Annotated in this window: 12 protein-coding genes and 1 pseudogene; 6 read left to right on the top strand and 7 right to left on the bottom strand. The window is 67.9% G+C overall.

Annotated elements, in window-relative coordinates:
* Positions 1-8 precede the first annotated feature (8 nt).
* Positions 9-326: pseudogene (locus AB0L60_RS32510) on the top strand (oxygenase MpaB family protein); the annotation flags it as partial.
* Here AB0L60_RS32510 and AB0L60_RS32505 read toward each other — a convergent pair.
* Complete coding sequence (locus AB0L60_RS32505; RefSeq protein WP_364621846.1) at positions 316-963, bottom strand: TetR/AcrR family transcriptional regulator; 648 nt, start codon at positions 961-963, stop codon at positions 316-318. The pseudogene AB0L60_RS32510 and the gene AB0L60_RS32505 sit on opposite strands and share 11 nt — an antisense overlap.
* A gap of 104 nt (positions 964-1,067) precedes the next feature.
* On the opposite strand from AB0L60_RS32505, the gene AB0L60_RS32500 reads away from it, so the two are divergent.
* The 3 genes from AB0L60_RS32500 (at position 1,068) to AB0L60_RS32490 (ending at position 3,830) form a co-directional block, all read left to right on the top strand.
* Positions 1,068-2,318, top strand: coding sequence for an oxygenase MpaB family protein (locus AB0L60_RS32500; protein ID WP_364621843.1), 1,251 nt, complete (start codon positions 1,068-1,070; stop codon positions 2,316-2,318).
* 200 nt (positions 2,319-2,518) lie between these two features.
* Positions 2,519-2,674: a hypothetical protein gene (locus AB0L60_RS32495; protein ID WP_364621840.1), complete on the top strand. Its 156-nt coding sequence runs from the start codon at positions 2,519-2,521 to the stop codon at positions 2,672-2,674.
* A 4-nt stretch (positions 2,675-2,678) separates the two neighbouring features.
* Entirely contained in the window at positions 2,679-3,830 is a 1,152-nt protein-coding gene (locus AB0L60_RS32490) for a YeiH family protein (protein WP_364621837.1), read from the top strand.
* A gap of 3 nt (positions 3,831-3,833) precedes the next feature.
* Here the strand turns inward: AB0L60_RS32490 and AB0L60_RS32485 are convergent, their stop codons facing one another.
* Positions 3,834-4,991, bottom strand: a complete 1,158-nt coding sequence (locus AB0L60_RS32485) for a lipase family protein (protein ID WP_364621833.1) — start codon at positions 4,989-4,991, stop codon at positions 3,834-3,836.
* 227 nt (positions 4,992-5,218) lie between these two features.
* On the opposite strand from AB0L60_RS32485, the gene AB0L60_RS32480 reads away from it, so the two are divergent.
* Positions 5,219-5,788 (top strand): NADPH-dependent FMN reductase, encoded by a 570-nt coding sequence (locus AB0L60_RS32480; protein ID WP_364621831.1) that lies wholly within the window; start codon positions 5,219-5,221, stop codon positions 5,786-5,788.
* A 78-nt stretch (positions 5,789-5,866) separates the two neighbouring features.
* On the opposite strand, the gene fadD32 is transcribed toward AB0L60_RS32480, so the two are convergent.
* Both fadD32 and AB0L60_RS32470 read right to left on the bottom strand, forming a co-directional pair.
* Positions 5,867-7,747 carry a long-chain-fatty-acid--AMP ligase FadD32 gene (fadD32, locus tag AB0L60_RS32475; RefSeq protein ID WP_364621828.1) on the bottom strand — a complete coding sequence of 627 codons (1,881 nt, stop codon included), beginning with the start codon at positions 7,745-7,747 and terminating at the stop codon, positions 5,867-5,869.
* A 163-nt stretch (positions 7,748-7,910) separates the two neighbouring features.
* Positions 7,911-9,155, bottom strand: coding sequence for a KasA/KasB family beta-ketoacyl-ACP synthase (locus AB0L60_RS32470; protein ID WP_364621825.1), 1,245 nt, complete (start codon positions 9,153-9,155; stop codon positions 7,911-7,913).
* 302 nt (positions 9,156-9,457) lie between these two features.
* Between AB0L60_RS32470 and AB0L60_RS32465 the strand changes: the two genes are divergently transcribed.
* Positions 9,458-10,456, top strand: coding sequence for an acyl-ACP desaturase (locus AB0L60_RS32465; RefSeq protein WP_364621823.1), 999 nt, complete (start codon positions 9,458-9,460; stop codon positions 10,454-10,456).
* Positions 10,457-10,559: 103 nt separating this feature from the next.
* Here AB0L60_RS32465 and AB0L60_RS32460 read toward each other — a convergent pair whose 3' ends face one another.
* From AB0L60_RS32460 to AB0L60_RS32450, 3 genes are all read right to left on the bottom strand, one after another.
* Positions 10,560-10,715 carry a hypothetical protein gene (locus AB0L60_RS32460; protein WP_364621820.1) on the bottom strand — a complete coding sequence of 52 codons (156 nt, stop codon included), beginning with the start codon at positions 10,713-10,715 and terminating at the stop codon, positions 10,560-10,562.
* 131 nt (positions 10,716-10,846) lie between these two features.
* A complete protein-coding gene (locus AB0L60_RS32455; protein WP_364621817.1) occupies positions 10,847-11,617 on the bottom strand; it encodes a winged helix-turn-helix domain-containing protein in 771 nt (256 codons plus the stop codon).
* Between the two features lie 56 nt (positions 11,618-11,673).
* Entirely contained in the window at positions 11,674-12,507 is an 834-nt protein-coding gene (locus AB0L60_RS32450) for a DUF72 domain-containing protein (RefSeq protein WP_364621814.1), read from the bottom strand.
* Between the last annotated feature and the right edge of the window lie 6 nt (positions 12,508-12,513).

Below are 12,513 nucleotides of genomic sequence, written 5' to 3'. Positions count from 1 at the left end.
CGCACGTCCCCTTCGTCGACGCCGTCATGGCCATGAACGAATACTTCGGCACACCCCTGACCGGCACCCGGAAGCAACAGCTGTGGGCCGAGAGCGTCACCTGGCGGGAGCGGTATGGACTCTCCATGCAGCCGGTGTTCGGGACTTACGAAGAGTTCCAGAGTTATTGGGCGCACATGCTCGCCGAGGAGTCGAAGGCCAACGAGACCACCGACTTCGCGCTACGAGCCGCGGCGGACGACCTGGCCCCTGATTCCCCGGCCGCCGCGCTACGGACGGCGCGTCTACCGCAGGATCCGCGCCGCCGAAAGGGACTCAGCCGGTAGCCATTTCGCGCTGCACGGTGGTGGTGATCTCGGAGGCGGTCAGGATCATGGCCACCAGGAAGTCGATGAGCTGGGCACGGTCGATGTCCAGCTCGTCGCGCAGCCACTCGATGAGGATCTCCAGGCCGCCGTGAGCGACCGTGCGGGCGGCGAGCTCGGCGTGCACTCCGGTCACGGCGGCGTCGCCGAGCAGTTCGCGCCCCTGATCGAGCATGACCTGGGCGACCACATCGATGAGTTCGGTACGGCGGCGGCGCAATTCGTCGGTGGTCTGCATGTCGATGGCCAGCCGGCGGCGGGCGGGATGATCGGCGATGGCGGTGACACCGGCCTCGATCACGGCCCGCAGGCGGATCCGGGTGTCGGCGGGCGCGACGGCGATGACGCCCATGACCGCGGCGACGACCTCGGCCAGCTGCTCGTCGACCAGTTCGTACAGCAGCCGGTCGGTGTGGCTGTAGGTCTCGTAGAAGTAGCGATCGTTGAGCCCGGCGCGGGCGCACAGCGCGCGCACCTTCAACCCGCCGATACCCTCCTCGGCGATCACCTCCAGCGCGACTTCGCGCAGCCGCTCGCGCCGCTGGTTCCGGCGCTCATCAGCGCTGAGACCGGCGTATCGGCCACGGGATATGTCCACGGTTCCGCCCTGTCCGTTGCCATGCCGCAAGGTTTGGTGAAGACTATCACCAAAGTTCTGGTGACGTCCTTCACCAGAATCTGAACGCATCCAGGAGGCACGCAATGACGCGTTCCGAATTGCCCGATCCGGTGATCTTCCGGGAGTTCCCGTTCAATATCGGGGTCAAGATCCTCGCCCCCGGAGATATCCGTCCGACCCCCGAGCAGCAGGCCGCCTACCGCAAGTTCACCAAGATGGGCGACCCGCTGGCCGACGCCGTGGTCGAGATGTTCCGGCGACTGCCGACCGGGCAGGGCCGGGCCATGTTCGAGACGGCCCTGGAGCGCGGCATCGACGCGGTGCCGGACGCGCCCGCCGAGCTGAAAGCCTTTTTCGCGCACATCGATTCGGTGCCGTTCTGGCTCGACCAGGACAAGATGGACCGGGCCGCACGGGTCAGCGGCCGGGTCGGGCCGTGGGCGACCAACCTGGCCCTGTCCATGTTCTCGCTCAATGGCGGCTACCTCGCCTCACGGGCGGGCAAGGTGCTGGTCGGCACCGGCGGGCTGTCGGCCGAGACCATGGCGCCCCGCCGGGTCGTCGAGACCGCCACCTGGTGGATCGACGTGACCGCGCCGGGCGGACTGGAGCGGTTCGCGCCGGGATTCAAGAACACCGTGCGGGTGCGCATCATGCACGCGCAGGTGCGGGCGGGCATGAACCGGCGGCCGGACTGGGATTACGAGCAGTGGGACCACCCGCTCAACCAGTCCCTGACCGCGGGCACGCTGATGTTGTTCTCGCTGGCCACGATTGCCGGGTGCAATGCCGTCGGGCTGCGGTTCTCGAAGAAGGAGAAGGCGGCCGTCTATCACCTGTGGCGATACGTCGGCCATGTGATCGGGCTCGATCCCGAGATCCTGCCGGCCGACGAGACCGATACCTGGCGGCTGCTGTGGCTACAGGCCGACTACGAATTCCTGCCCGACGAGGACTCGCGGCGGCTGTCCAAGGCATTGGTGTCCGCGCTCGGACCGGTCTACGGGTTCGATGGTCCCGGCCTGCGCTCCCGCGCGCTGCGCTGGACCTTCACCATGTATGCGGTCTCCTACAGCCGAATCCTGCTGGGCAAGACCAACTCCGACTTCCTGGAGATGCCCTGCAGCCGGGTCTTCCTGGCGGCGGTACTGGCCACGGCCGCCGTCAACGGCGTACTCGAGGTGCCGCGCCGGATCATTCCGGGCGCGACCCGGCTGAGCGAGCGGCTGGGCCGCCGCGCCACCGAGCGGATGATGCGGCGGGCCGCCCTCGTGAACAATCCGGACCGCAGCTATGCCCGCCACGATCGGCCGGCTCAAACCCACGCGGCCTGAACTTCTTACCGGCGGTAACCTACGCCGGGTAACCCCTTGATGAAGGAATCTGGTCAACACACCGGCCGCCCATCGGCGCGACTGAGCGAAAACAGCACGACCGAGCTGGAATCAGGCCGATTCCAACGCTGTCCGAAATCCTCCGGGCACCCCATAGTGCAGACCTGCTGTACTGCGCTTTCTCGACCTGGAGGCCCCTGGTGAACAGTCCCAATCCCGCGCCGGAGACATCCGCCGCCCGGCCGTCGTGGCCCGACACCCTCGGACGTCTGGGTGCCGACTGGTGGTCGGTGATCGTGTCCGGCGTGGTGACCGTGCTCGCCGTGTTCGACGTGCTGCCGAAGATTCCGTGGTGACGCCGTGAGTGATACCACCGTGAATCTCGGAAAGAACGCCGAAACCGACTTCGGGGCAACCGACTTCGAAGAGCCCTCGGGTCCGCTCACCGTTGCCCGCCTGCTCGGCTACCTCCCGGGCATCCTGCTGCTCATCGCGGTCGGCGTGCTCGGCAAGTACGCACAGATCTGGTGGAACGCCGCCGCCAAGCACCAGCACTGGACCGTCCCCGATATCGAATACGTGCTGTGGGCCATCCTGATCGGCCTGCTCATCACCAATACCGTTGGCCTGCACCCGATCTTCCGGCCCGGTGTCGGCACCTACGAGTTCTGGCTGAAGATCGGCATCGTAGCGCTCGGCTCGCGCTTCGTGCTCGGTGATGTGGCGAAGCTGGGCGGTACCAGTTTCATTCAGATCCTGGTCGACATGACCGTGTCGGGCGCGATCATCCTGGCGGTGGCGCGTTGGCTGGGTCTGTCCGGCAAGCTCGGATCGCTGCTGGCCATCGGCACCGCCATCTGCGGGGTGTCGGCCATCATCGCGGGCAAGGGCGCGATCCGGGCCCGCAATTCCGATGTCGGCTATGCCATCGCGGCCATTCTGGCGCTGGGCGCGGTCGCGCTGTTCGCGCTGCCACCGCTCGGGCACGCCATCGGGCTCAGCGATCACGAGTTCGGGCTGTGGGCGGGCCTGGCCGTGGACAACACCGCCGAGACCACCGCCACCGGCTATCTGTTCTCCGATGAGGCGGGCAAGATCGCGGTACTGGTGAAGTCCACCCGCAATGCCCTCATCGGTTTCGTGGTGCTGGGCTTCGCGGCCTACTGGGCGGCGCGCGGCGAGGCCGAGGCCATCGCGCCCGGGCTGCGGGCGAAGGCGGTGTTCGTGTGGTCCAAGTTCCCGAAGTTCGTGCTGGGCTTCCTGGCCGTGTCCGCGGTGGCGACCTTCCACTGGCTGAGCAAGCAACAGGTCACCAACCTGGCCAATGTGTCCCGCTGGGCCTTCCTGCTCACCTTCGCGGGCGTCGGGCTCAATACCAATATTCGCGAGCTGGCACGCACGGGCTGGCGGCCGCTGGTGGTCGCCGTGGTCGGCCTGGTGACCGTCGCGGTGGTCTCACTCGGGCTGGTGCTGTTCACCTCGCGCGTCCTGCATTGGGGTGTCGCGGGCTGAGACTCACGCCCCGCGGAGCAGCACCGGAGCGTCGGCCTCCTCGGTGAAACGCTCGGAGAGAAACCGCATGGCCGGTCCCGCGAAGGCCATTGCGCCGCCGATGTGTTCACGTCCCCGCATGGTGTGCATGGTGACGTCCGCGCCCAGCGCCTCCCACTCCTCCGCGAGGCGCACGGCCTGCGGATACGGGATGACCTGCTCGCTGGTGCCGCCGGCCACCAGAACCGGTGTGGCGGGCATGATTCCGCCCAGCCGGTTCTCCAGCAGCCGGGCCTTGACCTCGGGCACGTCGAACGGGGGCCGGTGGCAGAAGGTCGAGACCTTCGTGGGCACGACCAGACCCGCACCGATCCCGAGCACGGCCGCGGCGGCGACGTGGGTGCGGCGGAACAGTGCGGCCAGGGCGCGACCCTGCGGCTTGAGGTGCTGCAGCACATTCAGTTCCGGATAGGCGGCCTCGATGCCGAGCACACCGTAGAAGAGCAGGAAGGCGTAGGGCGTGCCGTCCAGGAACTTCACCATGTCGACCATGTCGGCCGGCGCCGAGCCGACCACGCCGCCGGTAAGCGGCAGGTCCGGGGCATAGCCGGGCTGCAACTGCAGTGCCCAGCCCGCGGCATTACCGCCCTCGGAATAGCCGTAGACGCCCAGCGGGCCGTCGGGATCCAGGTCCGCCTCGGGCAGCCGGCGCGCGGCGCGCATGCTGTCCAGGACAGCCGGGCCCAGGGCGCGGCCCATGACGTACGGGTGCAGACCCGGAGTGCCCAGGCCCGGATAGTCGGTGATGGCGAGCGCCCAGCCGCGGCGCAGGGCGGCGCGGAGGAAGACCGATTCGTACTCCAGCCCGAAACGCAGCTGCCAGGACGCGGCGGCGACCGTGCCCGCCAGGCCCTGCGTGCCGATGGCGTACCCGACCAGCGGGCGCGAGCCGGGTCCGCGCCACGGCGTGTTCGGCACCAGCACGGTACCGCTGACCTGTGTCGGAGCCCCGATGGCGGTGGTCGATGTGTACTTGATGCGCCAGGCGCGAGCAGGCAGCGGAACCCCGGGCAGCATCCGTGCGGTCATCGGTTCGGCGGCCAGCAGCCTGCCGGGTTCGAACGCACCGGGATATCCGGCACCGACCGCCGCCTCGTCGAGGCGGTTGGTGTTCGCAGTCATCGTTGCCTGCCCTTCTTGCACACACTCGCGTTATGCAGTTGTCGCACAACCGGACCTGAGGGAGCGGCGTCAGCTGTCCCGGACAGTTCGGTTGAACGGAACCATACCCACTATGAGAGATAGCGACACCTCTTGTCACAACAACTCCCATTCGGTGGGACGGCGCATACGAGTCAACGACCCCGTGACCTCGAAATACTCCCGGCCCCAGCCATGTTGGCGCAGTTGTGACTATTCCCCGCATCCTGTTGATTTCGGGCAGCACTCGCGAGGGCTCGACGAACACCGCCGCGCTGCGCTCGATCGCCGCCGACGCCGGGTCCGACTTCGAGGCCGTCCGGTACCAGGGCCTGCTCGACCTGCCCGCTTTCATCCCCGGTGACGAGCCCGAGCCGCCTGTGGTGGAGGACCTGCACCGGCAGCTCGCCGAGGTCGACGCGGTGCTGTTCTGCACCCCGGAATACGCGGGCATGATCCCCGGTAGCCTGAAGAACCTGCTCGAGTGGACGGTCGGCAATGCCGATCTCAGCGACAAGCCGGTCGCCTACGTGAACGTCGCCTACGAGGGCCGCGGTGAGGCCGCCGTGGCCACCCTGCGCACCGTGCTCGGCTACGTCGGAGCCGAGCTGGTCGAGGCGGCCTGCGGCCGCATCACCGTGCTCCAGAGCGGTATCGGACCGGATGGCCTGGTTGCCGATGCGGATGCCCGCGCCCGCCTGAATGCCGCCGCCCGCACCCTGGCCGCGCATGCTGCCCACCCCGCCGAGCAGCTCACCTCGGTACAACTCGACAACTGACGCATCGCCTCGACCCGAAACGCCGGGTGGCATACCTTCGAGGCCTCCCGGAGGTGTGCCACTCGCCGAAGAAACCCATCAATCGTTCTCGTCCGGGAACGCCTGCTGGCGGTGGCCGCCGCGGAGGGTGCCCTCCAGGTAGGCCGCCTTGCAGGCGCGGCGGGCGATCTTGCCGCTGGAGGTGCGCGGAATCGAGCCCGCGGGAACCAGCAGCAGGTCCCGCACGGTGATGCCGTGGCGCTTGGCGATGGCCGCCCGTACGGTCTCGGTGATCGGCTCCGGATCGAGCTTGGCCGCGCCGGTCCCGCGTTCGGCCACGATGACCAGTTGCTCGGAGGCGGAGGCGGGCGCGCCGGTGTCGACCGCGGCCACCTCGGCCGGGAGCTGATCCCCCGCGACCGAGAAGGCCGCCACGAAACCCGGGCGCAGGGCGGTGCTGGACTCCTGGGCGGAGTACTCCAGATCCTGCGGATAGTGGTTGCGCCCATCCACGATCACCAGGTCCTTGACGCGGCCGGTGATGAAGAGCTCGCCGTCGTAGTACGCGCCGAAGTCGCCGGTGCGCATCCAGTTCCCGTCCGCCGGTGCACCTTCCGCGCGGCTCGCGGGCTGCCGGGAGGTGAGCCTGTTGTGGAACGTGGCAAGGCTCTCCTCCGGACGGCCCCAGTAGCCGCGGCCGATGTTCGCACCGTGCAACCAGATCTCGCCGACCTCGCCCTCGGCCTTCTCCGCGCCGGTGTCCGGGTCCACGATGGCCGCCCACTGGGACTTCGCCACGTAGCCGCAGGACACCTGGGCCACAGCGTTTTCCGCGTCCTCGTCGACCTCGACCATCTGCCCGGCATTGAGCTCGGTGCGGTCCACCCAGACCGTGCGGGCCTCGTCCTCACGCTTGGTGGCGGAGACGAACAGCGTGGCCTCGGCCATGCCGTAGCAGGGTTTGATGGCGGTCTTGGGCAGGCCGTACGGGGCGAAGGCGTCGTTGAACTTCTGCATCGAGGTCAGCGACACCGGCTCGCTGCCATTGATAAGTCCGATGACATTGGACAGGTCCAATTCCTCACCGGCCTTGGGCAATCCGCGGGCCGCGGCGTGCTCGAAGGCGAAATTCGGTGCGGCGGCGAAGATCTCGGCGCCGTCCTCCTGGGCGGCCAGCTCCTTGATCCAGCGGTAGGGCCGGCGCACGAAGGCGCTGGGCGACATGATGGTGATGTACTTGCCGCCGATGGTGGGCAGGATGACCGTCAGCAGCCCCATGTCGTGGAACAGCGGCAGCCAGGTGACGCCGCGGGCCTTCTCGGTGATGCCGATGGCATCGACTACCTGCAGCAGGTTGGTGCCGACAGCCCGGTGCGTGATCTCCACGCCGGCCGGGGTGCGGGTGGAGCCGGAGGTGTACTGCAGGTAGGCCACATCGTCCATCTGCAGGTGCGGCCGTACCCAGCTCGCCCCCACGCCGTCCGGGATCGCCTCGACCGCCACGATGCGCGGGCGCTGCGGCGCGGGTAGGTGTTTGAAGATCTCGCGCACCCCGGAGGCGGCCGCACCGACCGTCAGGACGGCCGCGGGCATGCAGTTCTCGAGCACGGCGTACAACCGGTCGGTGTGCCCCTGCTCGTCCGGATCGAACAGCGGTACCGCGATATTGCCCGCGTACACCGCGGCGTACATGGCCACGATGTAGTCGAGTCCCTGCGGCGCCAGGATGGCGACCCGGTCGCCCGGCTGCGTGACCTGCTGTAGTCGGGCGGCTACGGCGCGCAGCCGGATGCCGAAGCGATTCCACGTGATGTCGTGGTACTCGCCGTCGCGTTCGCGTGAATAGTCGATATAGCGGTAGGCGAGCTCGTCCCCGTTGGCCGCGGCGTGCTTGTCGACCAGGTCGACCATGGTCTGGTTCTCAGGGATCTTGATGTTGCCGTGCTCGTCCAGATAGTCATCGATGGTCTCGCCGATCATTCCCTATCCTTTTTCAACTCACAGTCGTCAGAACTGTGCAGTGACACCGAACAAAGATCGACACGAAAGCCCGAATGTAGCTGGGGGCTGGGGAACTCTAGCAGGTGCCGGACCCCGCGTCACTGCCTACAGCCGATGGAGATACCGCGTATGGCCGGGGCGATCAGTAGCGGCCGAAAGCGATGGCCACGTTGTGCCCGCCGAAGCCGAAGGAGTTGTTCAGGGCGTAGTCGTAGCGACCCGGCCGGGCCTGGCCTTTCACCACATCCAGGTCGATCTCGGGGTCCTGATTCTCCAAATTCAGTGTGGCGGGGATGATTCCGTCCCGCACGCTGAGGACGGTGATGACCGACTCCAGCGCGCCGACCGCGCCGATGGAATGCCCGAGGGCGGATTTCGGCGCGTACACCGCGGCGTGATTGCCGACGGCTTGCTTGATGGCGTTCGCCTCCGCGGTATCGCCGATCGGCGTGGCGGTGGCGTGCGCATTGATATGCGTGATATCGGATTTGGACAGGCCCGCGTACTCCATGGCGCGGGACATGGCACGCGCCGCGCCGGTGCCCTCGGGGTCGGGGGCGACCAGGTGGAAGCCGTCGGAGGTGACGCCCGCGCCCATGATGCGGGCGTGGACGGTGGCGCCGCGGGCCCTGGCGTGCTCCTCGGTCTCGATGACCATGAGCGCGCCGGCCTCACCGAAAACGAAACCGTCGCGGTCCATGTCGAACGGCCGCGAGGCGCCCTTGGGGTCGTGGTTGCGAGTGCTCAGGGCGCGCATCATGGAGAATCCGGCGATGGGCAGTGCCTGGATGGAACCCTCCACACCGCCGGTGACCACCATGTCGGCGTCGCCCATGACGACCATGCGCCAGGCATTGGAGATCGCCTCGGAACCGGACGAACAAGCCGAAACGGGAGTGCACACACCGGCCCTCGCGCCCAGCTCGACCCCGACGCAGGCGGCCGCGCCATTGGGCATCACGGCCTGCACTGTGTGCGGCACCACCTTGCGGTAGCCGCCGTTGACCAGCTTGTCGCGGGCGGACATGAGCATCTCCGCGCCGCCGAGACCGGTGCCGATGGAGACGCCGAGGCGATCCCGGTCCACCTCGGGGCTACCGGCGTTGACCCACACCTCACGACCCAGCATCACCGCCATCTGCTCGACGTAGGACAGGCGCCGGGCCTCGGCATTGGTGACCAGGCCGGCGGGCGAGACCTTGAGGTGACCACCGATGCGGACCGGTAAGCCGAAATCGTCGACGAAGCTGTCCTCGAGGACGTCGATCCCGCTCTCCCCGTTGAGTAGTCCCTTCCACGTCGAGTCGACGTCGCCCGCGATCGAGGTGGTCGCCGCGAGCGCGGTGACAACGACACTGGGGTACTGCCGGCGATAGAGCGTCTGCATGTTCACTCTCCGTAGCAATGCTTCGGCGAACCAGCGTGCGATCCGCATGGCTGTCAATGACTGGTTTGGAACTAGCGAGCGAGCCCGGCTATGAACGCATCGGCCGGGTATCAAGCCAATATTCGGCGAACTGAGCTAGATTATCCGAGGCGGAGCCGATCGGTCCCATTAAGCGACACGCGGGCATCCCTTTTCAACTCCACGGATCCCTCCGCCGCGGCGGCGATCGCCGGATCTCCAGCATTTCTCTCCTAACATCATTCCCCCAGCACCGGATCCATTTCGAGGGAGGGCACAGGATCGTGGCCAGGAGTCTCACGCAGTTGGAGCTGCTCATCGAGCTGGAACCGATTGCCGAGCAGAACGTGAATCGTCACCTATCGATGGCCAAGGACTGGAACCCGCACGACTACGTGCCTTGGGATCTCGGTCGCAACTTCGCAGCTATGGCGGGTGTGGACTGGGAACCGGAGCAGTCGAAGCTCAGCGAGGTCGCCAAGGCGGCCATGGTGACCAATCTTCTCACTGAGGACAATCTTCCCAGCTATCACCGGGAAATCGCCGAGAACTTCTCCCAGGACGGGGCTTGGGGTACCTGGGTGGGCCGCTGGACGGCCGAGGAGAACCGGCACGGCATCGTGATGCGCGACTATCTGGTGGTCACCCGGGGTGTGGATCCGGTGGCGCTGGAGCAGGCACGAATGATTCACATGACCGACGGGTACAACCCCGCGCATCTGATCAGGAAGTACTCGGGCACCGAGTTCATTCACGCCGATGCCGGATTCATGCATTCCGTCGCTTATGTGACATTTCAGGAATTGGCGACCCGGGTGTCCCACCGCAATACCGGCAGAGTATGCGACGACCCCGTCGCGGACCGCATGCTGCAGCGGATCGCCGCCGACGAGAACCTGCACATGCTCTTCTACCGCAACATGTGCGCCGCGGCCCTGGACCTCTCGCCCGACCAGGCCATGGACGCCATCACCAATGTCGTGGTGAGCTTCCAGATGCCCGGCCTGGGCATGCCCAACTTCCGCCGTAACGGCGTGCTGATGGCCAAGCACGGCATCTACGATCTGCGCCAGCACCTCGACGAGGTGCTGATCCCCAACCTCAAGAAGTGGAACATCTTCGAGCGCACCGACTTCGGCCCGTCCGGCGACCGGCGCCGCAACGAGCTCGGCGAATTCCTCGACAAGCTCCGCAAGGACGTGGTCCGCTTCGAGGAGCAGCGCGACCGCGCACTCGCCCGCGAAGCCCAGCGCTCCAGCAAACCCCCGGTACTCGTGGGCTGAATCATCCGGTGGCACACTGCGGAGCGGGCCGGGCCCGCCCCGCAGTGTGCCGCGTCTTCATTCCGGGTCGACCCCTGCCACATTCAGGACGGCCCTGCCCCGTTCACGGACGACCCCGTGCCGGGAGGAGCGACCGGGCCAGGATGGCGGCGGCCAACCCCGCGTGCGCGGGGCCCGCAGCCGACACGGTGACATTGGTGGCCGCGGGCATGGTGTAGGCCATACCGAAACCGATGAGCAGCAAGGGGATCGCGACCACCGGATAGGGTGTCCGGGCGCTGATGCAGACAAGGCCGATCAGCCCCGTCGCGCCGACGGTCAGGCCGGTGACGACCGACCCGGAGATGGCGTGCCTGCCGGTGTTCGTGCGGGGGTGCGGGGCCCGGCCTTTCAGGCGCCGCGTGGAACGACCTTTGCGGGGGCTGGGGTGGCGGTTCCGGTGAGGTCGGAGCTGATGGCGGTCTTGTCGATGCCGGCTGTGCGGTCGAGTGCCGCCCAGCCGGCGGGGGTGAATGCCATTGCGCGGGGGGTGGTTCCGGGGGCGCACCAGTTCTTGTCGAGCATGCGGCGCAGCATCAGCGCGCCGAGGCCGCCGGCCAGGTGGTAGCGGCGTTCGGACCAGTCGAGGCAGACCTTGACCGGTGGGCGGCGGCCGAAATGGCGGAGATCGGTTGGGGTGATGGCCAATTCGTCGAGGAGGGGGTGGGTATGGTCGGGGGCGGTCCAGTGGCCGCCGATCACGTTCAGCAGGGCGGCGTCGTGCAGGGCGTCGAAGATCGCTACCCCGACGGCTCCGGCGAGATGGTCGTAGCAGGTGCGGGCGAGCTTCAGGTCGCGGTTGGCGCGAGCGCCACGTAGCGAACGGACCGGTTGGACTGGCGAGATCAGGGCCATGGATTCCAGGACCTGGACCACCTCGGGGAGTGCGATGCGGTAGTAGCGGTGGCGGCCCGTCCTCTCGACGGCCAGCCAGCCCTGATCGACCAGCTTGCCCAGGTGCTCGCTGGCGGTCGCGGCCGTGACGCCTGCCGCCCGGGCCAGTTCGCCGGCCGGCTGGGCGCGGCCGTCGGCCAGGACGGTGAGCATGCGGGCCCGGGCCGGGTCGGCCAGGAGGCGGGCGGCTCCGGAGATGTCCACATCGCCGTCTCTGATCGGTTCCATGGGTCCAGTGTCCCGCCGCCGTCCTTCGGCCCGCGCCGAACGGTCCGCGGGTTCGGTCAGAACAGGGTCATGGGGTCGGTGGGGAGGGGGTCCGGCAGGGGTTCCATGTCGGGGAGGTGGGCGCGGACCTCGGCGTGGAAGCGGCGGGCGAGCGTGCGGGCCGAGGCGTTGTCGGGCGTGTGGATGAATACGGTCGGGGAGCGGCCTTCGCGCAGCCAGGCGACGGTGGTGTCGATCCACGGCTGCCAGCCGGCGACGGTGGTGGCGATGTCGTCGCGGCCGTGATAGCGCACAATGGGGTATTCGGTGAGGGCGCGGGTGCGGCGCCGGTTGTTGGGCTTCTTGGAGCGGGCCTCGTACTCGGCCGGGCTGACGGGCGGGCCGTCGAACAGGACGGTCGTGTCGAACGGGATCCACTCCGCACCCGCGGCCGTCAGCACCTGTTCGAGCTGGGCGGTGGCGCGGGGGTTTTCGAAGAAAACGGGGTGGCGCACCTCGACGGCGCAGCGGCAGTGCGACGGCAGGCCGTCCAGCAGCTCGGCGAGAGCGGGCAGGTTGGTGAAGGACGCGGGCAGCTGCACCCACAGCGAGTGCAGGCGGCGGCCCAGCGGTTCGATGGCGTCCAGGAACGCCGCCATCTCGTCGTCGACGCCGGTGAGGCGGCGGTCGTGGGTGATGGTGCGGGGCAGTTTGATCACGAAGCGGAAGTCGGGATCGGTTTGGCGGGCCCAGGATTCGACGGTGCGCCGCTGCGGGACCGCGTAGAAGGTGGTGTTGCCCTCCACCGCATTGCACCAGGAGGAGTACGTGCGCAGGCGTTCTGCCGGGGGTAGCGGCTTCTCCTGCCAGTCCGGGTGTGTCCACATTGCGCAACCGACGTAGAGCCGCATACCTGC

Origin of the sequence: Nocardia sp. NPDC051981, from assembly GCF_040680715.1 — a bacterium.
Classification (GTDB): Bacteria; Actinomycetota; Actinomycetes; order Mycobacteriales; family Mycobacteriaceae; genus Nocardia.
The sequence above is the reverse complement of the archived record's forward strand: the minus strand, read 5'-3'. Positions and strand labels throughout refer to the sequence as shown.

Excerpts from the sequence above, each read along its gene's own strand:
- AB0L60_RS32500 (WP_364621843.1), top strand. The coding sequence starts at position 1,068 with ATGACGCGTTCCGAATTGCCCGATCCGGTGATCTTCCGGGAGTTCCCG.
- AB0L60_RS32485 (WP_364621833.1), bottom strand. The coding sequence starts at position 4,991 with ATGACTGCGAACACCAACCGCCTCGACGAGGCGGCGGTCGGTGCCGGA.
- fadD32 (WP_364621828.1), bottom strand. The coding sequence starts at position 7,747 with ATGATCGGCGAGACCATCGATGACTATCTGGACGAGCACGGCAACATC.
- AB0L60_RS32470 (WP_364621825.1), bottom strand. The coding sequence starts at position 9,155 with ATGCAGACGCTCTATCGCCGGCAGTACCCCAGTGTCGTTGTCACCGCG.
- AB0L60_RS32455 (WP_364621817.1), bottom strand. The coding sequence starts at position 11,617 with ATGGAACCGATCAGAGACGGCGATGTGGACATCTCCGGAGCCGCCCGC.
- AB0L60_RS32450 (WP_364621814.1), bottom strand. The coding sequence starts at position 12,507 with ATGCGGCTCTACGTCGGTTGCGCAATGTGGACACACCCGGACTGGCAG.